This is a genomic window from Streptomyces sp. NPDC001922, assembly GCF_042891165.1.
GTDB lineage: Bacteria > Actinomycetota > Actinomycetes > Streptomycetales > Streptomycetaceae > Streptomyces.
In genome coordinates, this window is the sequence record NZ_JBIASV010000003.1 from 300,656 (window position 1) to 321,308 (window position 20,653).

Below are 20,653 nucleotides of genomic sequence, written 5' to 3' on the forward strand. Positions count from 1 at the left end.
GCGCTCTCCTCCCTGTCGGGCGCTGCGGCGGCCTTCCGCACGGGGTAGGGCGGGCGCCACCGGACGTTCTGCCGGTCGGTGCTGCCCCGTCGGGTCTCGAAGGGGCCTGACCAGCGGCTCTGGCGCGTTGAGTATGCCCGATCGGGGGACTCACGTCACAGGTCGGCCGGGATGGATTCCACCGTTCCTCTATTGGTCCGAACCATTGACGTATTGGTCTAGTCCTTCTAACGTTCCAGCATCGCTCTTCGCGTCCATGTCAACTCGGCCCGAGGCCGGCGCCGCCGCCCTCCCCCACACCGAGGAGAAACATGCTCAGACCGAACCGGCCCCCCGCCCGCCTCCGCACCCTGCTCACGGTCCTCGCGGCCGTCTGCGCGACGCTGCTCGCCGCGGCCCTTCCCGCGGGCCCCGCCGCCGCGGAGCAGCCGCGGGCCGCCGCCCCGGCGACGGCGGCGGCAGGCTCCAAGGTCCTCGGCTACTTCACCAACTGGGGCGTCTACCAGCGCAATTACCACGTGAAGAACATCCAGACCTCCGGGTCCGCGAACCGGCTCACCCACATCAACTACGCCTTCGGCAACGTCACCGGAGGCCAGTGCCGGATCGGGGACGCCTACGCGGACTACGACAAGTTCTACGACGCCGCCTCCAGCGTCGACGGCACCGCGGACACCTGGGACAGCGGCGCGCTGCGCGGCAACTTCAACCAGCTGCGCAAGCTGAAGAGGCTGCACCCGGGCCTCAAGGTGCTCTGGTCCTTCGGCGGCTGGACCTGGTCCGGTGGCTTCGGCGAAGCGGCCGGCAACGCCGCCGCGTTCGCCGACTCCTGCTACCGGCTGGTCGAGGACCCGCGGTGGGCCGATGTCTTCGACGGCATCGACATCGACTGGGAGTACCCCAACGCCTGCGGCCTCAGCTGTGACACCAGTGGGCGGAACTCCTTCAGGACCGTGATGCAGGCGCTCCGCACCCGGTTCGGCAGCGGCAATCTGGTGACCGCGGCCATCACCGCCGACGCCTCCCCCGGCGGCAAGATCGAGGCCGCCGACTACGCGGGCGCCGCCCAGTACGTCGACTGGTACAACCCGATGACGTACGACTTCTTCGGCGCCTGGGCCGCCCAGGGCCCCACCGCGCCGCACTCCCCGCTCACCTCCTGGCCGGGGCTGCCGAAGCAGGGCTTCACCACCGAGGCCGCGATCTCCAAGCTCCGGGGGCTGGGCATCCCCGCGTCGAAGCTGCTGATCGGCATCGGCTTCTACGGGCGCGGCTGGACCGGCGTCACCCAGCAGGCCCCGGGCGGCACCGCGACCGGGGCGGCGCCCGGCACCTACGAGGCGGGCATCGAGGACTACAAGGTCCTGAAGAGCCGGTGTCCCGCGAACGGCACCGTCGCCGGGACCGCGTACGCCCACTGCGGCTCCCAGTGGTGGAGCTACGACACCCCGCAGACCATCGCCGCGAAGACGGCCTGGAAGAACCAGCAGGGGCTGGGCGGCACCTTCTTCTGGGAGCTCAGCGGCGACACCGCGAACGGCGAACTCATCAAGGCCATCGGCTGACCCGTGGTACGGGGCACCCGCCCGGCCTCCGCCACGGGAGCGGGGCCGGGCGGCTGCTCCGCTCCCGGACGTACTGCGCCCGCCGAACCACCACCGGTGGCACTGCCGTCGGTGGCACTATCGCCGGTCGCCACGCCGCCCGTCGCCACGCCCCCGACCGTCGGCGGCGGGGCGACGGGCGGCGCGCCCGGGGCGCAGCCCGCGGAGGTTCGGGGACGAGGTGGACAAGATCGTCGCGGCACACCTCCCACGGATGGGCAGCGACGGCCGCGGAACGCTACGGTACGGCCCACGACCTGCGGTTCATCGGTCCGTTTCCCGCTGCGGGAACGCCCTCCGGCGACCGCCGTGGGGGGCTGACCGGACGCCGCGGGCGCAGACTGGTGGCGGACGGCCCGTACCCCGCGCGCAGGCCGTACGCCCGCATCCGCTCCGAGCCGAGGAGTCTCCGCCCATGACCGACCCGACGGGCCCCGCCTCCGCCGTACTCGACACCGCCTTCTTCCTCCGGTGGCTCGACCGCGCCACGAAGGTGATCACTGAGCAGGCCGCCCATCTCACCGAGCTCGACTCCGCCATCGGGGATGCGGACCACGGTGCCAACCTCAAGCGCGGTTTCACCTCGGCGCTCGCCGTGGTGACGGCCGAACCCCCGGCCACACCGGGGGCGCTGCTCAAGGCGTTCGGCACCCACCTCACCAACACGGTCGGCGGCGCGTCCGGTCCGCTGTACGGCACGGTGCTGCGGCGCGCGGGCCGGGCCCTGGGCGACGAGGACCCCGTCACCCCCGAGTCGCTCGGCGAGGCGCTGGCGGCCGCGGTGGCCGGGGTGCGGCGGCTGGGCGACTCCGGGCCCGGGGACAAGACGATGGTCGACGCCCTGGCTCCGGCCGCCGAGGCGTACAGCGTGGCGCTGGGCGGCGGCGCCCAGGTCCCGCAGGCCCTCGCGGCGGCCTCGCAGGCGGCCCGGGAGGGGGCCGAGGCGACCATCCCACTGCAGGCCCGGCGCGGCCGGGCCAGCTACCTCGGCGAGCGGAGCATCGGTCACAAGGACCCCGGAGCCACGTCGTCGGCGCTGCTGATCACCGCCCTCTACGACGCCACGGCAACGGCGGGGGACGAGCTCGCGGGCGCGTCCGGCACCGGAGCGGTGACCGGGACCGCGGAGGCCGGGGCGGCGGAGAGCGCGGGCGGCGCGGAGGAGACGGACGACGAGGAGGGGGCCCAGCCGGCCGCCGCCGGGACCGAGGCCATGGTCGGGGTGGCCCTGGTCTCGCACAGCCGTGACGTGGCCGCCGCAACGGCGGAACTGGCCAAGGCCCTGGTCGGGTCGGGCACTCCGGCGGCGATAGGTGTGGCGGGCGGCGTCGAGGACGGCGGCATCGGGACCAGCGCCACGCTGATCCGCGACGCGATCAAGCACGCGGACGCGGGCCGCGGTGTGGTGGTGATCTGCGACATGGGCAGCGCCGTGCTCACGGTGAAGGCCCTGCTGGCCGAGACGGGCGCGTCCGCGCTGCCGGAGGGCGTGCGGATCGCCGACGCGCCGTTCGTGGAGGGCGCGGTGGCGGCGCTGGTCACCGCGTCGGCGGGGGCCGACCTCGACCTGGTCCTCTCGGCGACCGACGACGCCCGGAACTACCACAAGATCTGACCCGGACCGGGCCCTTGCGCGCGGGCACCGGGGCGGTGGGACGGATCCCGGTCGGCCCGGTGCCGTGGCGCTCGGTGGTTCGCTGCGGGTCGTTCGTGTGCGGGGCGTTCGTGTGAGGGACGGTTCGTGTGAGGGGCGGTTCGCACCGCGGGCCGGACCGTTTGCCGGGCGGGCTCGGGCGGGACCGGCCGGCAGGGCGCACCGGGCCCGGGCGGCACACCGGCCCCTCGACCGGACGAGGCGTCGTCGGCCGCTCCGCCGGCGGGGCGGCGGTCACCCGCCCGGCCGGGCTCCGGCTGATCGGCCGGGCGGGCTCCGGCTACTCGGCGGGGCGGGCCTCGTGGTCGAGGATGCGTGCCTGCCACCGTCCGAGCACCTCGGCCCGGCCGACCCCCGCCGCCTCCGCCTCCAGCAGCAGTGCCTCGGCGGCCATGGCCGCGAGGCGGACGGTGACGTGGCTGACGTCGCGGGCGTCGAGCGGCTCCAGGAGCGCGGCGGCGCCCTCGCCGTCATTGGCGAGGGCGCAGGCCACGACGGCCATGGTCAGTCGGTCCCACTCGTGTGCGTTCACGCCGGATCCCTGCCCGCCGCGGCCCGGCGCGGAACCCCGCCCCGCACGCGGCGAGCCCGCACGCCGCGCGGCCGGGCGGGCGCCACCCGCCGGCCGCCGGGCCGAGGGGTCCCGGCCGGTCCCGGCCGGACCGAGGCCCGCACCACTCCTCAGCAGCCCCGGAGCCTTGTCGGTCCCGGAACCTCGCCGGTTCCGGAGCCTCGTCAGGTCCGGAGCCTCGTCAGGTCCGGAGCCTCGTCAGGTCCGGAGCCTCGTCAGGTCCGGAGCCTCGTCAGGTCTGGAGGATGAACTCGCCCCACACGCTCTTGCCGGCCCCCTGGGCCTCCACGCCCCAGACGTCGGCGAGCCGGTCCACCAGCAGCAGCCCACGCCCCGAGACGCCGGTCTCCCCCGGCTCGCGGCGGCGGGGCAGGCTGCTGGACATGTCCTCCACGTCGACCCGCAGCCGGTGGTCGGTCCCCCCGAGCATCCGGACGGTCACCACGGCGCCGCCGTCGGTGTGCAGCAGGGCATTGGTGATGAGTTCGTCGGCGACGAGTTCGACCTCGTCCGCCCGGCTCCGCGCGCCCCAGGTCCGCACCGCGTCACCGATCGCCTGCCGGACGGCCGTCAGGGCCTCCGGGTCCGCCGGCGAGATGTGCCGGTACAGGCGCTGGCCGAGCTCCGGGACGGCCGGGCCCTCCCGGCGCAGCAGGAGCATCGCCATGTCGTCGCCGCCGCCCTGCGCCCCGATCTCCGCGCCGAGGTGGTCGGCGAGGGCCTCGACCTCGTGCGGGCCGCGGCGTATCGCCTCCAGCAGCCGGCGCAGGCCGTCGTCCACGTCCGCGCCGGGCTGCTCGATGAGCCCGTCGGTGAACAGGATCAGGGTCTCCCCCGGGTCGAGGGCGAGCCGGGTGACCGGGTAGTCGTTGCGCCCGAACTGGGCGGAGAGGCCCAGCGGCAGCCCGCCGGCCAGACCCAGCGCCCGGCAACTGCCGTCCGGGTGCCGGATCAGCGGGTCGACATGCCCGGCCCGGACGATCTGCAGGGACCCGTCCACCGGGTCGGCCTCGGCATACGCGCAGGTGGCGAAGCGGTCGGTGTCCAGTTCGTCGAGGAAGACCGAGGCCCGGGCCATGACGGTGGCGGGCGCATGGCCCTCGGCGGCGTAGGCGCGCAGCGCGATGCGCAGCTGGCCCATCACGGCCGCCGCGTGGGTGTCGTGGCCCTGGACGTCCCCGATCACCACTCCGACGCGGCCGCCGGGCACGGGGATGGCGTCGTACCAGTCGCCGCCGATGTCCCGTCCGAAGCGCGCGGAGCGGTACCGGACGGCGATGTGGGCGCCGGGCACGTCGGGGATGCTGCGCGGCAGCATGGCCGTCTGCAGGTTCTCCGCGATGTCGTGCTCCTGGTCGAAGAGCATGGCCCGCTGGAGGCTCTGCGCGATGCTGCTGCTGAGGGCGACGAGGAGGTTGCGCTCCTCGGGGCTGAACGACTGCTTGTCGCGGTAGAGAAAGCCCAGCGCGCCGAGCGGCCGGGCCTGGGCGATCAGCGGCAGATACGCGGCGGCGGAGACGTCCAGCGGCTCGATGTGCGGCCACAGCCGCGGGTAGCGGCGGGCGAACTCCTCCGGCGACGTCATCAGGCAGGGCGTGAGGGTGCGCACCACCTCGCTCATCGGGAAGTCCTCGTCGACGCGGGTGTACTCCAGTTCCGGGACGTTGCTGCCCTCCTGGCCCTCGACGACGACCCGCATCCGGCCGTCCTCCAGCAGCCCCATCACCAGGCTGACCGCGCCGAGCCGGCCCATGCCCTGGCTGTCGGCCAGCACATCGATGACGTCCTGCACGGTGATGGCGTGGGCGAGGGCGGCGGTGGTCTCCTCCACGACGCTGGTCTGGCGCCGCCGCTCCTCGGCCAGGGCGAGGCGTTCCGCGGAGTGCGCGAGTTCCGCGGTGGCGTCGCGGATGATCCCGACGACGCGGTGCGCGCGGCCGTCGCTGTCGCGGTGGACGTAGCCCTGGGTGTGGGTCCACCGCAGGGAGCCGTCGCGGCACCGGGTGCGGAAGTAGGTGCCGTAGGTGGTGCTGCCGTCCCGGAGCGCCTGCGCGACCACGGCGTCCAGGCGTCGGGCCTCGGACGCGGGGATGTGCCGGGAGAGGGTCGCCGGATCGCCGTCGTAGTCGTCCGGTTCCAGCTCGAAGACGCTCAGGGCGGCGGCGTCCAGGTGCATGCGGCCGCTGTCGAGATCCCAGTCGAAACTGCCCATGCGGTTGAGCGCCAGATTGATCTCGGGGCGCATGGGCCACTCGTCCGGCAACGGGGTGGAGGCCGGGGCCGTTCCCCGATCAACCATGTCACCCTCCCGGAGCGGCGGGAAACCGCGCGGGGCGGCGCGCCGACGGTCAGCTGTGCCCTTCAGCGCAACTCTGTCATTGTTTGCCCGATTTTTCGAAAGATGGTGGCAGACCTGGTGGCGGCAGGCCGGTGCGGCGGAGCGGCCGACGCACCATGGTCATCGGCCCCTCCGCCGCACCGTTCCCGCGTTGCCGCGACGTCGCCCGGTGGGCGGTGCCGGTCGGCTACTCGGCCTTCTCGCCGTCGGGCGAGACCGCGGACCAGGATTCGCCGACGCCCTGTCCGTTCGTGTCCCCGGGCTTCTCGTCGCCGGTGTACCAGTACAGCAGCCAGCAGTCGATCGCGAGCTGCTCCTCGCCCTCGGGGCGGGTGTACGTGCTGAGCAGTTCGGGGTCGATGCCCTCGACATCGTTCTTGTCCACCGGCTTGGCCGGCTTCCAGGTGTCCAGGCACGCGCCGGTGCAGTTGGACTTCATCGGCCAGGCGGAGTCCTTGTCGAAGCGGTAGAGCGTGCGGCCCTTCCCGTCCCGGAGGATCTCGCCGAGCTTCGGGTCGTTGACGGTGGACACCGCGGGCAGCTTCCCCGCGGTCGCGCCGCCCGAGCCGGCCCCCGCTCCCCCGGTGCCCGCTTCCCCCGTGCCGGTCCCCGCACCGGCGCCGGCACCGCCGCCGGTTTCGTCGGAGCCCGACGCCTTGGTGCCGTCGGGGGCGGAGGCGGACCACGTGCCGCCCACGCCCTCCCCCTTGGCCTGCCACGGCTTGGTGTCCTTGGCGTACCGGTACATGGGCCAGCCCGCGACGGTGAGCTGCTGTGTGCCGTCGGCGCGGGTCACCTCGCCGAGCAGGGAGGAGTCGATTCCGGCAGCCGAGGAGACGTCCGCCGCGGGGACCGGCGGCCAGGTGGTGGCGCAGTCACCGACGCAGGCGGACTTCGGCGGCTCGGGCAAGTCCTTGTCGAAGCGGTAGAGGGTGAAGCCCTTGCTGTCGGTCAGCACGGAGCCCAGCTTCTTGCTGGTGCCGACCATCAGCTGCCCGGCGGGCCGGCTGCCGGGCGACTTGCCGCCCTGCGGCGCCGCCCCGCCGTAACCGCCCTGCCCGTACCCGTTGTTCCCCTTGCCGGGCGCGACACCGGCCTGCCCGGCCGGCTGCACCCCGGTCGCGTCCGTCGGGCCGGATTCCGCCCCGCATGCCGTTGTCAGCATGATCGCCGCAGCGGTCGTCGCGACCGAGGCGTTCCGCCACTTCCTCATGTCCACTCCTGCAGTCCGCTTCCCGTCCGGCGCGGGTGCGCGCCTCCGACTGGGGTGAATACGGACGGTGGCGTCCCGTGTGTTCAACCGCGGCGGTGTTTTCCGCGCCGGGCTCCCCGGCGCGCCCGGCTGCCTCCGGAGGCGGTGCGGCGCCGGTGCCGACAGGTGAAGTCCCGCATGACGGGGGCCGGTTCGGAGGTGGCCGTTCCGGTTCATCGGCTCCGGCCCTCGGGCGTCCTCGGCGACACGGGCCGGCGCCTGGGCGAAGGCAGCGAACGAGGCACGGCGGTGGACTCGGACCCGACCGCGCGGCGCATGGCGCCATGGGCTGTGCAGAGGACGGCTGTCGGACGTATCAGGGGTCCGGTTCGGTCCGGGCGTGCGTCGGTCCGCAGCCGGCTCGCGGGCTCCGTGCCGCGGCCGTTGCGGAATTCCGCGCCGCGGCCGGGCACGACGGTTCCGCGCGGCGCCCCGGGTCCGGCGCATTCCGTTCCGCCCGCGCGCCGCAGTGCCGGCGCACGCCGTTCGGCGGGTGCGCCCCCGTGCCGCGGGCGCGGCACGGAACCGTCCGGACTACGGCTTCACGACGGTGAGCAGCACCGTCGAGTCCTCGACGGCCTCAGCGGCCTGCCGGGTGGGCGGCAGCACGATGAGTTCGCCGTTCACGGCCTCGACCGCCTCGTCGTCGCTCTCCAGCCGCATCCGTCCGGTGAGGACGAGCACCGTGGCCTCGCCGGGGCTGACGTGCTCGGTCATCCGGGCACCGGCCTTGAGCGCGATCAAGGTGTGGCGCAGTTGGCGGCCCGTCCCGCCGAGCGGGGTCACGGCGGCGCGGCCGGCCGGTGCCTCCCTGGCCAGGGCGAGCTGCTCCTCGGCCACGGTCCTGAGCGAGATCTTCTCCATGCGTACCACTGTGCTGCCGGGGGCGGGGCGCCGCACCCGCACCGGGCACGGCCCCGCACATCCCGGGGCCGTCGGCTCCTTCCGGGCGGGCCTCCGCGCCTGCCGGGCCGTCCGCGCGGCATGGGCGGGGGCACCGGTGCGCCCCCGCTCTGTCCGGCGGGGCGCCGCTCAGGGGCGGCGGCCGAGCAGGGCGACGAGACGGTCCTGGGCGGATGCCGATGCGGGCACCGGGACCGGGGGCGCGAAGACCCCGACGCCCTGCCAGGCGGCGGCCTGCGGCTCGACGAAGGCGAGGACCGCGGCCGCCAGGGCCTCGTCCAGCGGCTCGTCGTCCCCGATGCCGCGCCCCAGATCCCAGGCGTGCACGGCGAGATCGGTGGTCATCTGCCAGCCGTACTCCGTGGCGGGAGTGGGGCCGGCGCCTGTCTGCACGGTGCCGTCGAGGGCGCCGTCCCGGTGGAACGCGGCGGCCGACTGCTCCGCGGACCGGTCCCAGGCCCGCGTGGGGTGATCGCCGAGGACGTCGCCGTCGAACCGGTCGCCGACCTCGTCGAGCGTCGCGCCGCCCAGCAGCGGCGGCGCCCACAGCTGCTCTCCGACGACATGGTTGACCAGGTCGCGGACCGACCACTCGGTGCACGGGGTGGCGGCCGTCCACTGACCGGCCGCCACCCCGTGCACCCGCTGGGCGAACTCCGCGCGGGCGGCGTCGAACGCCCGGAGCAGTTCCACGGCCTCAGGCCGTTCCTGCGGGGGGTGCCGGCGCGGGCTGGGGCTCCGGGCTCGGCTCGGGGTGGTTCGGCCCCGGCGGCACCGGGGGAATCGGGTCGGGCGGCAGCGGACCGGGGCCCGGCCCCGGCACCGGTCCCGGACCTGGCCCCGGGCCGGGACCGGGCGGAGGAGTCGGGGTGGGGGGTACGGGGTCGGGGTGCGTCATCGTGTGCCTCCCGGACTTGGATCCGAACGGTGTGCGGCGGCTTCCCCGCCGACGTGCCGATGGGTACCCCGTCCTGGCCGGTTCAGACCCGCCTTTCGGATCATCGGGGCCGTCCGGCCGTCCCGCGCACCGGCAGCGCCCCCGCCCGCCGGGCGCCCCTAGGTGTCCCCGGCCGGCCGGGCCGCAACGGCCGGGCCGGCTCCGACCAGGGCCGATGTGCGCGACTGCGGCTGGGCAGGAGTGCCGGGCGCCGCTCGTCCGTCCAGGGTGTGCACCCGGGCCTCCACCGGCAGTCGGACCCGGCGGCCCGGCGTACACCATACGGTGTATGTCAGGTGCGTCCGCCAAGACGACGACAACTGGCCATGGTTCGCCCATCGTTGACCACATGATCAGCAAGCGGGCGAGGCGGGGGCGCCCATGAGCCCCCTGCCCCTGTCCGTGCTGCTGTGCCTGGCGTCGGCCGTCTGCTACGCGGCAGCCGCCGTCCTGCAGGAACGCGTGGCGGGCACGCCATCGCTCCGGACGGCGCTGCTCCGGCGCGGCGACTGGTGGGCCTCGGCCGTGCTGAACGGGGCCGGCGGCGTCCTCCATGTGATCGCCCTGGGCTTCGGCCCCCTGACGGTCGTCCAGCCGCTCGGCGTCCTGACCCTGGTGTTCGTCCTGCCGATGGCGGCGGTGACGGTCCGGCGGCGGACCACCCCGGCCGGGCGGCGCGGCGCCCTGCTGACCGCGGCCGGGCTGGCCGGGCTCCTGCTGCTGACCGGAGAGGGCGGACAGTCCCGGCCGTTGACCGGCGGTGAGCAGTCCGGCGTGGCGGTGGGGACCGCGGCGACGGTGACGGTCCTGGTCCTCCTGAGCCGCCGGGCGCGGCGGCCGGGAGCGCGCAGTGTCCTGCTGGCCGGCGCGTCCGGGGTGTGCTTCGGCATGGCGTCGGTGTTCGTGAAGTCGGTGGCGGAGGCGTGGCCGTCGGTCCCGGTGACCGGGGAGCTGCCGGCCCTGGGCGTGGTGGCGCTGCTGGCGGTCGCGGGACTGGTCACGTCCCAGGCCTCCTACCGGGGAGGCGGGCTGACCGCACCGCTGGCCACGGTGACGGTCGTCAATCCGGTGGCCGCCGCGGCGGTGGGCATCGGGCTGCTGCACGAAGGTTTCCGCTTCGGCGCGGCCGGAGTTCCGGCGGCACTCGCGGCCGGGGCGCTCACGGCATGGGGTCTGGTGGTCCTGACGGCGGACGGCCCCCCGGGCCGGATTCCCGACCCCGCTCCCGGCGTGCGGGAGGACGGGCCGCCCCTGCTGACCACAGGCTGACCGCCCCGGCCCGCCTGACGGGGACGCAGAACCGGACACCGTGACCGGAACGCATCCGGCGCCCCGGACCCGGGACAGGCCGCGGCACCGGGACGAAGCGCCTGACGAGATGCCGGACCGGATGCCGGGGCCGGGCCCCCGAAAACCGGAACCCGGCCCCGGGACCGGCGCGATACCCGGGATCGCCCGGGAATCCGGCATCAGGCCGTTCGCGCCACCGCGTACCCCGCCAGGTCCTCCGGCGTCCGCGGCCCGATCGCGTCCGGTCCGAGCAGTCCGTGGGCCCGCAGTACCTCGGCCGCCGCCTGCCCCCACGGGCGCCGCAGCCGGGCCTCGTCCAGCAGCCGCCCGTCGGCCAGCAGTTCCGCGGTCGGCCCGGTGTGCAGGCCGTCCGGTGCAAGCACGGCGGTGTCGTCCGCCCAGCGCAGGGCCAGGTCCACGTCGTGCGTGGCCATGACCACGGTGGTGCCCGCCGCCCGCAGCCGCCTCAGCACCTCCAGCAGCCGTTCCTGACCGTGCGGGTCGAGGCCCGCCGTCGGCTCGTCGAGGATGAGCACCCGCGGTCGCATGGCCACCGCTCCGGCGATGGCCGCTCGCTTGCGCTGTCCGTAGGAGAGCAGATGCGTGGGCCGGTCGCGCAGCGCGGTGATGTCCAGCGCGGCGAGTGCGTCCGCGACGCGCTCGCGCACCTCCGGCTCCGGGAGCCCCAGGTTCATCGGGCCGAACGAGACGTCCTGCCCGACCGATGCGGCGAAGAGCTGGTCGTCCGGGTCCTGGACCACCAACTGCACCGTGGTGCGCAGCCGGGTGAGCCCCGCGCGGCCGTAGGAGACCGTGGTTCCCTCCAGACGCAGCTCGCCCGCCGAGGGCCGGAGGCCTCCGCTGAGCAGCCGCAGCAGGGTGGTCTTCCCGCTGCCGTTCCGGCCGAGCAGCGCCAGGCTGCGGCCGTCGCGGATGCCGAAGGTGATGTCGTCCAGGACGGCCGGCCCGTCCTCGTAGGCGTATCCCGCGCCGAGGAGTTCCACCACGTGCGGTCCTGCGGTCATGGGGTGAGCCTTTCGAGTGCGAGCGTGAGGGCGGCGATCCCCGCCAGGAGCGTGACCGACGCGGCCACGAAGCGCCGGGAGACCTCGGCGTCGGCCACCAGGACGCGGAGGGAGCCGTCGTAGCCGCGGCCCGCGAGCCCCGCCTGGAGCCGGGCGGCCCGCGCGAACGCCCGGACGAACACGGTGGCTCCGAGTCCGGCCAGCGACCGCCAGGCCGCGGCCCGTCCGGACTGGCCCAGCCGGGCGGCCTGGGCCTGGCGGACCCGGGAGACGGTGTCCAGGAGCAGGAAGGCCATCCGGTAGGTGACCAGGGCGACATCGACCACCGCGGGCGGCACGCCCGCCCGCGCCAGCCGGGGCAGCAGGTCGGACAGGGGCGTGGTGAACGAGAACAGCAGCACCCCGAGCGACGCGGCGGAGGTGCGCAGCAGCAGCTGTCCGGCGTGCGCGGGCCCGTCCGGAGCCAGGGAGAGCGGGCCGTGCGGGCCGCCCAGCCGGACGAGGAGCGGCAGGGCGCCGGTGACGCAGAACCCGAGCGGAATGCGGTAGGCCCGCCACAGCTGACGGGGCGGCACGGCGGCCGGACCCAGCAGCAGGACGAGCGCGGCCACCGCGACGAGGAGCGACCCCGGCCACGGCGGCAGGCAGACCGCCGACACCGTCAGACCGAGCGCGAGAACGGCCTTGTCCAGGGGGTGGCGGCGGCGCCAGCGACTGCTGTGCGCCGCCGCGTCGATGGGCAGCACGCGGCTAGGCCGCGGTCTCGCGGTCCGGCGTCGCCGCCCCGCCCGGGGCCCCGGAGCCGCCCTGGGACGCGGCCTGCTCCGCACCCTGACGGCGCCCGCGGCGCAGCCCGAAGTAGTACGCCAGGACGCCCGCGCCGAGCGCGGCCTGAAGGGCGAACAGCGCGGACTCCACCTCGCCGGACGGCGGTTCGTAGAGCGGGCTGAACCAGGGCTCGTAGTCCGGCCGGATCTCGGTGATCGCGGACTCGGCCTGGGCGTCGGCGCCCGTGAAGGGCTCCTTCTTGTGGTCCCCGAGGCCGAGCGCGAGCGGCAGCACCGCCAGAGCGACGACCAGCGCCAGCAACAGCAGGTTGATCTTGGTGTGACGCTTCATCGGGCAACGGCCTCCTGCTCGTCCGCGCAGCGGGACAGCACGCCCAGCCGGATCAGATCCCCCTTGCTGGACTGGGTCAGGAGGCGCATCACCAGCACGGTGAGGATGCCCTCGCTGACCGCCAGCGGGATCTGGGTGACGGCGAAGATGCCGCCGAACTTGGCGAGGGAGCCGAGGACTCCGGTGCCCGGGTCGGGGAAGGCCAGCGCGAGCTGCAGGCTGGTGACGCAGTAGGTGCTGAGGTCCGCGACGAACGCCCCGGCGAACACGGCAGCCATGAGCGGTGCGCCCAGCCGCCGGACCAGCCGGTACACCCCGTATCCGGCCCAGGGGCCGACGATCGCCATGGAGAAGGCGTTGGCCCCGAGCGTGGTGAGTCCGCCGTGGGCGAGCAGCAGCGCCTGGAAGAGCAGGGTGATCGTGCCGAGGACCGTCATGATGGGCGGCCGGAACAGGATGGCCCCGAGGCCGGTGCCCGTCGGATGCGAGCAACTGCCGGTCACCGACGGGATCTTGAGGGCGGAGAGAACGAAGGTGAAGGCTCCGGAGGCGCCGAGCAGCAGCGTGCTCTCGGGGTTCTCCTTGACCTCGCGGGACAGGGACCGGACGCCGTGGACGACGAACGGGGCAGCGGCGGCGCTCCAGGCGACCGCGTGCAACGGGGGCAGATACCCCTCGGCTATATGCATGGGAAAGCGAACCTCTCCAGCACCTCGTGGATGGACGACGCGCCCCGGCCGGTCTCCTGGCTGACGGGTCGTGCCGCCCGGACTCCGCCTTCCCGGGCACCGAGCCGGCGGCTCGGCGTCCCAGTGGCTCCCCGAAGGGTGGAACCGGACTTCCCGATCACAGTGGCGAGGGCCGCACCGGTTTCATCACCGGTTTCCCGTACACCAAGGCCCTGCGAGGTTAGTGGGCAGCACGCTCCGGCCACAACCGGGGGTTGGTATCGGCCACCACCGGAGGCTGGAGCACGGTGCGCTTCCGGGGCGCGGGCGACCGACCACGCGCCCCTCGCGTGAGCATGTTCACGGTCCCGCGGGCGATTCCGTGGTGGCCGTCGCTTCAGGCGAGCGCGCAGTCGCCGCAGAACCCGCCACCCGGGACCCGGTAGTAGAGACAGCAGCTGCGCCGGGTGAAGGTGCCGCCCGCGAGGGTGCCGGTGCCGTGCAGCGGCGGTTCCCGGAACAGCTCCCGGACCAGCGCCGACGCCGTGTCCGCGGCCTCGGTACGGCCCTGCGCACGGCACCCGTCACGCAGGACGCGGTACGAGCCGAACAGCGCCGACCCGGCGTTGCCCCAGAGCAGTTGCCCCGAAACCTGACACACGGACCGCACGGCGCGGTGCAGGGGGACGAGGTGGGCGTCGACCACCGCCGTGCGCAGCCGGTCCGCCGAGGTGCCGGGATCCGCCGCCGACACGGGGCCGGGCAGCCAGAGTTCGTCCGGCGCGCTCCGGTCCGGGTGCCACCACAGGCGCTCCGGGGAGAGGTCGGGGAGGGCGCCGGCGAGCACGGCGGAGCCGAGCGCGAGGGACCACAGCCGGGCCGCGAGACCCTGGAAGACGAGGGAAGCGCCCACCCGGAGCTCGTCCGTGCCCAGCCGGCCGGCCACGGTCGCGATCCGGGCGCGCAGCGGACCGGGGCCCGCGTCCAGCTCGGCGAGCGGCACATACCCGTGGGCGCGCGGCCCCTCTCCCGGCGCCTCCGCGGTCCGCACGGCGAAGAACGGCCCCGCCTCGGCGACCCGGCGCAGGCCGGCGGCCATGGACATCCCCGGCATGTGGCTCCTCTCCGTCGCCTCCGGATTCTCCCGTACGGGCCGGCGGCGGCCGGGAGGACCCCGGGGCGGGACGCTTCGCACTCGCGCGGAGGGACGGCGGCAACACGTCGCCCGTCGATCACTCGATCGGGCCAAAGCCGTCCACGAGGCGCATCTTCACCTCGTCCGGTGCGTTGATCCGGTTCCCTGCTTGTCACAGGCAGGGACGTTTCTTTCTGTACGACTGAAAAGAGTTTGCGTCATGTCGCGTATTGCCAAGGCCGCCGTCCTGGCCGCCACTGCCGGTGCCGCCCTCTCCGCCGCCGCTGGTGCGGCGGTCGCCGACTCGGGCACCCAGGGTGCCGCCATGCTCTCCCCGGGCCTCGGTTCGGGCAACCTGGTCCAGGCCCCGATCCACGTGCCGGTCAACGCCTGCGGGGACACCGTGAGCGTCATCGGTGTCGCCAACCCCGCCCTCGGGAACTCCTGCGCCAACCGCTGAGGTTCCTTCGGTCGGCAGGGCTCTGTCGACCGGTGAGTCCTCGGGGCCCCCGGGCCCCGACCGCTGAGGGGAGCACGCCGGGCAGCGTTCCGGCTCCTCCGCCCCCTCGGCTGTGGCGCCCGTCCACGGGACGGCGGGCGCCACTTTCCTGCTCTCGCACCGCCCCCGTCTCCGCACTCCCCCTCCCCGCCTCCGCGGCCCCCGCACCCCCGATGTCAAGATCCGCCGATGCCCGGACCCGCCGCGACGTCCCCGCGTCAGCCGTGGGCGCGGTCGGTCGGCATGCGGACCGGTTCGGCCAGGTCGGAGGGGCGGATGCGGTAGACGTTGAGCCGCATGTCGTAGTACTTGGTCGTCTCCCCCACCCACTCCATGCCGATCCGGCGGGCCGTCGCCGCGGCTTTGGTGTTGTTGGGGCGGGCGACCGCGAACAGTTCGTCCACGCCCTGCTCGAACGCCCACCGGACCACCGCGGCACCGGCCTCCGTCGCATAGCCGCGGCCCCAGGTGTCGGGGCTGAGCTGCCAGCCGATCTCCAGGTCCTCGTCGTAAGGCGGCAGCATCCGGATGACGACCCCGCCGACCACCCGGTCGTCCTCCCGGCGCTGCACGGCCCAGCGTCCCGACGGCCGCACCAGGTTGGGCTGCGACTCCTCCCACGCCTGGAGGACGGCGCGCATCGCGGGGAGGTCGCCGACCCGGTGCATGGCAGGCGTCAGCCAGTGGGCGACCTCCTCGGCGCCGTAGATCCGCAGCGCGGCCTCGGCGTCGCCGGGGGTCCAGTCGCGCACCACGAGCCGTTCCGTACGCAGCGGCGCATACATGCTCCTCACGCTAACCGGAGCGGGGCGCACCGGCCTCTCGGCGAGGTGTGCGCAGGTGTTCAGGCGGTGGTGTTCAGGTGCGGCGGTGTTCAGGCGGCGGCGCCGGTCCCCGTGGTCACCGTGAAGAGGCCGCCCTGCGGATCCCGGAGGGTCGCCGAGCGGCCGATCGAGGAGTCGTCCGGCTCGCCGGTGACCGTGCCGCCCGCCCGGACGGCCGCCTCGGCCGCGGCATCGACGTCAGGCACCCGGAAGTAGACGTTCCAGCGGGGCCGGACCTGCGGGTCCGGATCCGCCTCCACACCGCCCCCGCGCAGCCGCGCCACCTTCTGCCCGCGGGCCAGGACCACCACGGCGTCGTGCTCGTACTCGACCTCGCAGCCGTCGGGCCGTCCGGAGGCCCAGTCGAAGACCTCCGCGTAGAAGATGGCCGCGGCGAAGGCGTCGCGGGTGCGCAGTTCCAGCCACGCCGGGGCGGAGCCGGCGCCGACGCGCCATTCGGGGAGGACCTCGCCCTCCCAGAAGCCGAACACCGCGCCGGCCGGGTCGGCGGCCAGCGCGGCCCGGCCCTTGCCGTAGGTGAGCGGGCCGACCGCCACGGTCGCGCTGCGCTCCCGGATCCGGGCGGCCACGGTGTCGGCGCTCTCGGCCGCGAAGTAGACGGTCCAGGAGACGGGGACCGCCATGGTGTGGGCCAGGGCGCCGATGCCGGCCACCGGCCGTCCGTCCGCGAGGGCGACGCAGAATTCGTCGCCCAGGGTGCCGGGGCGGAACGTCCACCCCATCACCGCTCCGTAGAAACTCTGGGCGGCCTCGAGTTCCCGCGTCATCAGACTCACCCAGCAAGGCACTCCGTGCACCGCGCGCGTGGAGGACATGTCCGCCACTGTGCCATCCGCCGCATCCGTTCGCCCGCCGACCCACCCCGGATGGACCGGCGCAGGTGACGCTCCCGCCCGACCTGACGCGATCATGTGAACTGTGCCTGCAGTCCGGGAGACCGTCGTCGGCCTGATCCGGCGGCGCAACGAGCCGATCGTCGTGCAGACGGTGCGCTGCACCGTGGCCGCGACGCTCGCCTTCGCCGCCGCGGAGTGGCTCATCTCCGGCGGGCCGCCGCCGCTGCTCGCACCGCTGACGGCGCTGCTGGTCGTCCAGGTCAGTCTCTACGCGACGCTCACCAGCGGGATGCGCCGGGTGAACAGCGTGGTGGCGGGCGTGCTGATCTCCTCGGCCTTCAGCGCCCTGGTGGGACTGAGCTGGTGGAGCCTGGGGCTGCTGATCCTCGCCTCCCTGGTGGTCGGGCACATGGTGCGCGTCGACGAGTTCGTGCCGGAGGTGGCGATCAGCGCGATGCTCGTGCTGGGCGTCAGCCATGTGGCCCAGGCGGCGTGGAGCCGGGTCGCCGAGACCCTGATCGGTGCGGCGACCGGCATTCTGCTGAACGCCCTGGTCGCGCCGCCGGTGCTGGTGGAGCCCGCCGGTGAGGCCATCGCCGGTCTCGGCCGGCGGATGCGGACGCTGCTGATGCAGATCTCCCGGGAGCTGGAGCGCGGGGCGACCCGGGAGGACGCGGTCCGCTGGCTCCACGGGGCGCGGGTGCTGGACAACGAGATCGCCCAGGTCGACGCGGCACTCAACCGGGCCGACGAGAGCATGAAGTTCAATCCGCGGGTGCGGGAGGGGCTGCTCGCCCGGCTGGTGCTGCGCAGCGGTCTGGACACCCTGGAGATCTGCGCGGTGGTGCTGCGCACCCTGTGCCGGTCGCTGACGGACCTGTCGCACCGGCGGCGGAGCGAACCGGTGTACGAGGGGCAGGTGGCCGCCGTGCTGAGCGAGCTGTTCCTGCACATCGCGGACGCCGTCGACAGCTTCGGCCGCCTGATCACGGCTCAGGTCAGCTCCAACGCCGAGGTGGCGGAGGGAGAGCTGGCCAGGGCCCTGACGGAAGGGCGGGAGGACCGGCAGCGGATCGCGGATCTGCTGTTCACCGAGTCCGCCCGGGAGCCGGACCGGTGGGAGCTGCACGGCGCGCTGCTGGCCAACGTCGACCGGCTGCTCAATGAGCTGGACGTCGAACGGCGCTCCCAGTGGCTGGCGGAGGAGCTCGACCGGCACCGGCAGGATCCCGTCCGGTCGAGCCCGGTGCACCGGATGCGCCGGGCCGCGCGGTCGGCGCAGCGGCGGGCGCGGCGCCGGCGCCACCGCCCCTGAGGACACCGCCCCTGAGCGACACCGGGCGTGAGCGACACCGGGCGTGAGCGCACCGGGCCTGAGCGACAGGGAGCGTGCGGAGGTCGGGGCGCGGCGGGGATGCGCGCCGGCCGTGGGCGGAGAGCGCGAGCCCCGGAAGGCGTGTGACGGGCATCACTCCGTTTCTTCGCGTCCCGTGTAGACCGGACGCGGTCCGCCGGGCGTATGCCGGGTGAGACAGAGAGATCCGGGGGAGTGGCCGTTGACCGTCGAGGAGTTCGAAGAGTTCTACGCGCTGACGGTCGCACGGCTGACGGGGCAGTTGTACGTGATGCTGGGCGACCTGCACGAGGCGCAGGACGTGGTGCAGGAGGCCTTCGTCAAGGGCTGGAGCCGCCGGCGGCAGCTCGACCGCGACGGCCGACCCGAGGCGTGGATCCGCACGGTCGCCTGGCGGCTGGCGGTGAGCCGGTGGCGCTTCCGGCGCCGGACGGCCGAGGCCTGGCACTCCAGCGGGGCGCCCCCGCACGTCGAGGGGCCGGGGCCGGAGTCAGTGGCGCTGGTGGAGGCGCTGCGCCTGCTCCCGGCCCAGCAGCGCCGGACGATGACGCTGCACTACGTGTGCGACCTCACCGTCGAGCAGATCGCCGGGGAGACCGGTCTGTCCGCCAGCACCGTCAAGACGCATCTGGCCCGAGGCCGGGCCGCGCTCTCCCACCGACTGCAGGACCCGCGCCTTGAGGAGGCCCCCGGTGCCTGAGCTCCACGACCCCCTCCGGCTCCTGTTCCGGGAGGCCGCCGCCACCGGGCAGGCCCGGGCCGACTCGGCGCCCGTCTCGCTCATCGCCGAGCGGGGACGGCTGGCGCGCCGCCGCCGGATCGCCGCCTGCGCGGCCTGCGCCTGCCTGCTCCTCGGCGGGACGGGCGCGGCGGTCGCCGGGTTCCTGCCCGGCCCCGGCCGTACGGGTACCAGCGGACCGGCCGGCACCCCGCCGGTACCGGAGACGTCCTCGCTGCCGTCCCCTCCCGGGCCCTCCGCGACACCCTCCTCCGGGCCGGCCTCCCGGCCCTCCGCCTCCGCGTCGTCCACACAGACCTCGCCGCCGGGCGGCCCCCGGACGGAGGGGCCCAGCACCCCGCCCCTGATGACCTCGCCGGGAGCGCCGACCACTTCGGCGGCGCCCACCTCGACGGCGTCCGGCCCCTGAGCCGCGGGGCCTCGAGGGGCCTGCCCCTCCGGCCTCAGCCCGGCCCCCGCCGCGGGGATCCCGCCCGGGAGTCCCGTTCGCCCCGGGCTCCGCCGCCCGTGAACCGACGACTGCCGTCGGGCGGGCCCGCATGCCCGCGTCCGACAAGGAGTGTCCCGAATGCCCGTGACGACCACCCGCGTTCGCCAGGAGCGTCCGCACCCGCCCACCGCGCCGGGCGGCGGACCGGACGGCGCTCCGGCGCGGCTCACGCGGGCCGGTGGCTCCGGTGGCGGCCGTGTCCGGACGGCCGTCCGGGGCCGCCGGCTCCCGGTCCTCGGTCCCGCCGACCGCGAGGTGCTGCTGCTGTACCTGCTGACCCGGGCCGGGGTGTGGATCACTGCCCACTGCACCCGGTGGCTGTTCCCCGCCGACCGGAAGGCCCGTGACAGCGCGCCCGTGCTGGCGCCCTTTCAGCAGTGGGACTGGCACCACTACCGGGACATCGCCCGCGAGGGGTACTTCCCCGACGGGGCGGGCCCGTGGCTGACGGGCTGGGACAACCGGGAGGCCTTCTTCCCCGGCTTTCCGCTCCTGCTGCGGGCCGTCCACGTCGTGGTCCCGGACTGGGCCGCGGCCGGCCTGCTGATCTCCCTCGTCGCCGGCGCCGTCGCAGTCGTGGCGCTGGCCCGGATCGCCCGGCTGCACCTGCCCGGCACGGACGGGGGCCGGCGCACCGTCCTGCTCTTCCTGTTCTCCCCCTGCGCGATATTCCTCGCCGCCGGGTACACCGAAGCGCTGTTCCTCGCGTTCGCCCTGCCCGCCTGGCTCGCGGCACAGCGGCGTGCCTGGCCGCTCGCCGCCGTCCTGACGGCACTGGCCACCACCGTCCGGATCAGCGGTCTCTTCCTCGCCGCGGCCGTCGCCGTCCGGTTCGCGCTCGCCCTCCGCGGCCGACGGGACCGGTCCGCCCTGCCCTGGGTGGCCCTGCCCGCCGTGCCGGCGGCCCTCCACACCTGGTACCTCCACGCGCACACCGGCGACTGGATGGCCTGGAAACACGCGCAGGAGCGCGGCTGGTACCGGGACTTCCACGCCCCCTGGGATGCCTGGCGGAACACCTGGGACGCCGCGTTCGCCCACACTCAGGCCACCGGGTACGCCTTCATGTTCCAGGCCGAGCTGCTGGCCGGACTCGTCGGACTCCTGCTGCTCGGCCTGCTGGTGCGGCAGCGCCGATGGCCCGAAGCGGTGTACATCGCGCTCAGCCTGTGGGCGCTGGGCACCTCCTACTGGTACACGTCCGTCCCCCGGGCCACGCTCCTGTGGTGGCCGCTGTGGATCGCGCTGGCCGGGTGGAGTCTGCGCAGGCCCCGGTTCGGGACCGTCTGCCTCTGCGTCGCACCGCCGCTGATGACCGTCTTCGCCATCAGCTTTCTCACCGGGCGGTGGACGGGCTGAACCGGGCGGTGGACGGGCCGAGTCGGCCGGTGCCG

General features: G+C 74.7%; 20 protein-coding genes, 1 pseudogene and 1 riboswitch. Of the genes and pseudogenes, 9 read left to right on the forward strand and 12 right to left on the reverse strand.

Annotated features, from left to right (window positions below; genetic code table 11):
- The first annotated feature begins 311 nt into the window (after positions 1–311).
- The 3 genes and pseudogenes from ACFYYR_RS06835 to ACFYYR_RS06845 all read left to right on the forward strand — a co-directional run bounded on the left by ACFYYR_RS06835 (position 312) and on the right by ACFYYR_RS06845 (position 3,219).
- Complete coding sequence (locus tag ACFYYR_RS06835) at positions 312–1,565, forward strand: glycoside hydrolase family 18 protein (protein WP_388847719.1); 1,254 nt, start codon at positions 312–314, stop codon at positions 1,563–1,565.
- Positions 1,566–2,019: 454 nt separating this feature from the next.
- A pseudogene (gene dhaL / locus ACFYYR_RS06840) lies at positions 2,020–2,682 on the forward strand (dihydroxyacetone kinase subunit DhaL); the annotation flags it as partial.
- A 135-nt stretch (positions 2,683–2,817) separates the two neighbouring features.
- Complete coding sequence (locus ACFYYR_RS06845) at positions 2,818–3,219, forward strand: PTS-dependent dihydroxyacetone kinase phosphotransferase subunit DhaM (RefSeq protein WP_388848138.1); 402 nt, start codon at positions 2,818–2,820, stop codon at positions 3,217–3,219.
- A gap of 319 nt (positions 3,220–3,538) precedes the next feature.
- Here the strand turns inward: ACFYYR_RS06845 and ACFYYR_RS06850 are convergent, their stop codons facing one another.
- The 5 genes from ACFYYR_RS06850 to ACFYYR_RS06870 form a co-directional block, all read right to left on the reverse strand.
- Complete coding sequence (locus ACFYYR_RS06850; RefSeq protein WP_388847721.1) at positions 3,539–3,790, reverse strand: hypothetical protein; 252 nt, start codon at positions 3,788–3,790, stop codon at positions 3,539–3,541.
- A 271-nt stretch (positions 3,791–4,061) separates the two neighbouring features.
- Positions 4,062–6,128 (reverse strand): SpoIIE family protein phosphatase, encoded by a 2,067-nt coding sequence (locus tag ACFYYR_RS06855; protein ID WP_388847723.1) that lies wholly within the window; start codon positions 6,126–6,128, stop codon positions 4,062–4,064.
- Between the two features lie 226 nt (positions 6,129–6,354).
- Positions 6,355–7,380, reverse strand: coding sequence for an SCO0930 family lipoprotein (locus tag ACFYYR_RS06860; protein WP_388847725.1), 1,026 nt, complete (start codon positions 7,378–7,380; stop codon positions 6,355–6,357).
- 573 nt (positions 7,381–7,953) lie between these two features.
- The gene (locus tag ACFYYR_RS06865; protein ID WP_388847727.1) at positions 7,954–8,283 is read right to left on the reverse strand and encodes a LuxR family transcriptional regulator; all 330 of its coding nucleotides are present in this window, start codon (positions 8,281–8,283) and stop codon (positions 7,954–7,956) included.
- Positions 8,284–8,451: 168 nt separating this feature from the next.
- Positions 8,452–9,015, reverse strand: coding sequence for a TIGR03086 family metal-binding protein (locus tag ACFYYR_RS06870; protein WP_388847729.1), 564 nt, complete (start codon positions 9,013–9,015; stop codon positions 8,452–8,454).
- A gap of 625 nt (positions 9,016–9,640) precedes the next feature.
- Here ACFYYR_RS06870 and ACFYYR_RS06875 point away from each other — a divergent pair.
- Complete coding sequence (locus tag ACFYYR_RS06875; RefSeq protein WP_388847731.1) at positions 9,641–10,528, forward strand: DMT family transporter; 888 nt, start codon at positions 9,641–9,643, stop codon at positions 10,526–10,528.
- 200 nt (positions 10,529–10,728) lie between these two features.
- Here the strand turns inward: ACFYYR_RS06875 and ACFYYR_RS06880 are convergent, their stop codons facing one another.
- From ACFYYR_RS06880 to ACFYYR_RS06900, 5 genes are all read right to left on the reverse strand, one after another.
- Entirely contained in the window at positions 10,729–11,574 is an 846-nt protein-coding gene (locus ACFYYR_RS06880; RefSeq protein ID WP_388847733.1) for an energy-coupling factor ABC transporter ATP-binding protein, read from the reverse strand.
- Positions 11,571–12,320 carry a cobalt ECF transporter T component CbiQ gene (cbiQ, locus tag ACFYYR_RS06885; protein WP_388847735.1) on the reverse strand — a complete coding sequence of 250 codons (750 nt, stop codon included), beginning with the start codon at positions 12,318–12,320 and terminating at the stop codon, positions 11,571–11,573. The genes ACFYYR_RS06880 and cbiQ overlap by 4 nt, the downstream gene beginning before the upstream one ends.
- A gap of 4 nt (positions 12,321–12,324) precedes the next feature.
- On the reverse strand, positions 12,325–12,693 hold the full coding sequence (locus tag ACFYYR_RS06890; protein WP_388847737.1) for an energy-coupling factor ABC transporter substrate-binding protein: 369 nt from the start codon (positions 12,691–12,693) through the stop codon (positions 12,325–12,327).
- Positions 12,690–13,382, reverse strand: a complete 693-nt coding sequence (locus ACFYYR_RS06895) for an energy-coupling factor ABC transporter permease (protein ID WP_388847739.1) — start codon at positions 13,380–13,382, stop codon at positions 12,690–12,692. The genes ACFYYR_RS06890 and ACFYYR_RS06895 overlap by 4 nt, the downstream gene beginning before the upstream one ends.
- A 28-nt stretch (positions 13,383–13,410) precedes the next feature.
- Positions 13,411–13,606: riboswitch (cobalamin riboswitch) on the reverse strand.
- Between the two features lie 152 nt (positions 13,607–13,758).
- Positions 13,759–14,475 (reverse strand): (2Fe-2S)-binding protein, encoded by a 717-nt coding sequence (locus tag ACFYYR_RS06900; protein WP_388847741.1) that lies wholly within the window; start codon positions 14,473–14,475, stop codon positions 13,759–13,761.
- A gap of 241 nt (positions 14,476–14,716) precedes the next feature.
- On the opposite strand from ACFYYR_RS06900, the gene ACFYYR_RS06905 reads away from it, so the two are divergent.
- Entirely contained in the window at positions 14,717–14,956 is a 240-nt protein-coding gene (locus ACFYYR_RS06905; protein ID WP_388847743.1) for a chaplin, read from the forward strand.
- Between the two features lie 257 nt (positions 14,957–15,213).
- Here the strand turns inward: ACFYYR_RS06905 and ACFYYR_RS06910 are convergent, their stop codons facing one another.
- Positions 15,214–15,780, reverse strand: coding sequence for a GNAT family N-acetyltransferase (locus tag ACFYYR_RS06910; protein ID WP_388847745.1), 567 nt, complete (start codon positions 15,778–15,780; stop codon positions 15,214–15,216).
- A gap of 89 nt (positions 15,781–15,869) precedes the next feature.
- Entirely contained in the window at positions 15,870–16,607 is a 738-nt protein-coding gene (locus ACFYYR_RS06915) for a VOC family protein (protein WP_351503907.1), read from the reverse strand.
- 151 nt (positions 16,608–16,758) lie between these two features.
- On the opposite strand from ACFYYR_RS06915, the gene ACFYYR_RS06920 reads away from it, so the two are divergent.
- The 4 genes from ACFYYR_RS06920 (at position 16,759) to ACFYYR_RS06935 (ending at position 20,618) form a co-directional block, all read left to right on the forward strand.
- Positions 16,759–17,991: an aromatic acid exporter family protein gene (locus ACFYYR_RS06920; RefSeq protein ID WP_388847747.1), complete on the forward strand. Its 1,233-nt coding sequence runs from the start codon at positions 16,759–16,761 to the stop codon at positions 17,989–17,991.
- Between the two features lie 241 nt (positions 17,992–18,232).
- Positions 18,233–18,730 carry a SigE family RNA polymerase sigma factor gene (locus tag ACFYYR_RS06925; protein WP_388847749.1) on the forward strand — a complete coding sequence of 166 codons (498 nt, stop codon included), beginning with the start codon at positions 18,233–18,235 and terminating at the stop codon, positions 18,728–18,730.
- A complete protein-coding gene (locus ACFYYR_RS06930) occupies positions 18,723–19,178 on the forward strand; it encodes a hypothetical protein (protein ID WP_388847751.1) in 456 nt (151 codons plus the stop codon). The genes ACFYYR_RS06925 and ACFYYR_RS06930 overlap by 8 nt, the downstream gene beginning before the upstream one ends.
- Positions 19,179–19,337: 159 nt before the next feature.
- On the forward strand, positions 19,338–20,618 hold the full coding sequence (locus tag ACFYYR_RS06935; protein ID WP_388847753.1) for a mannosyltransferase family protein: 1,281 nt from the start codon (positions 19,338–19,340) through the stop codon (positions 20,616–20,618).
- Positions 20,619–20,653: the final 35 nt, after the last annotated feature.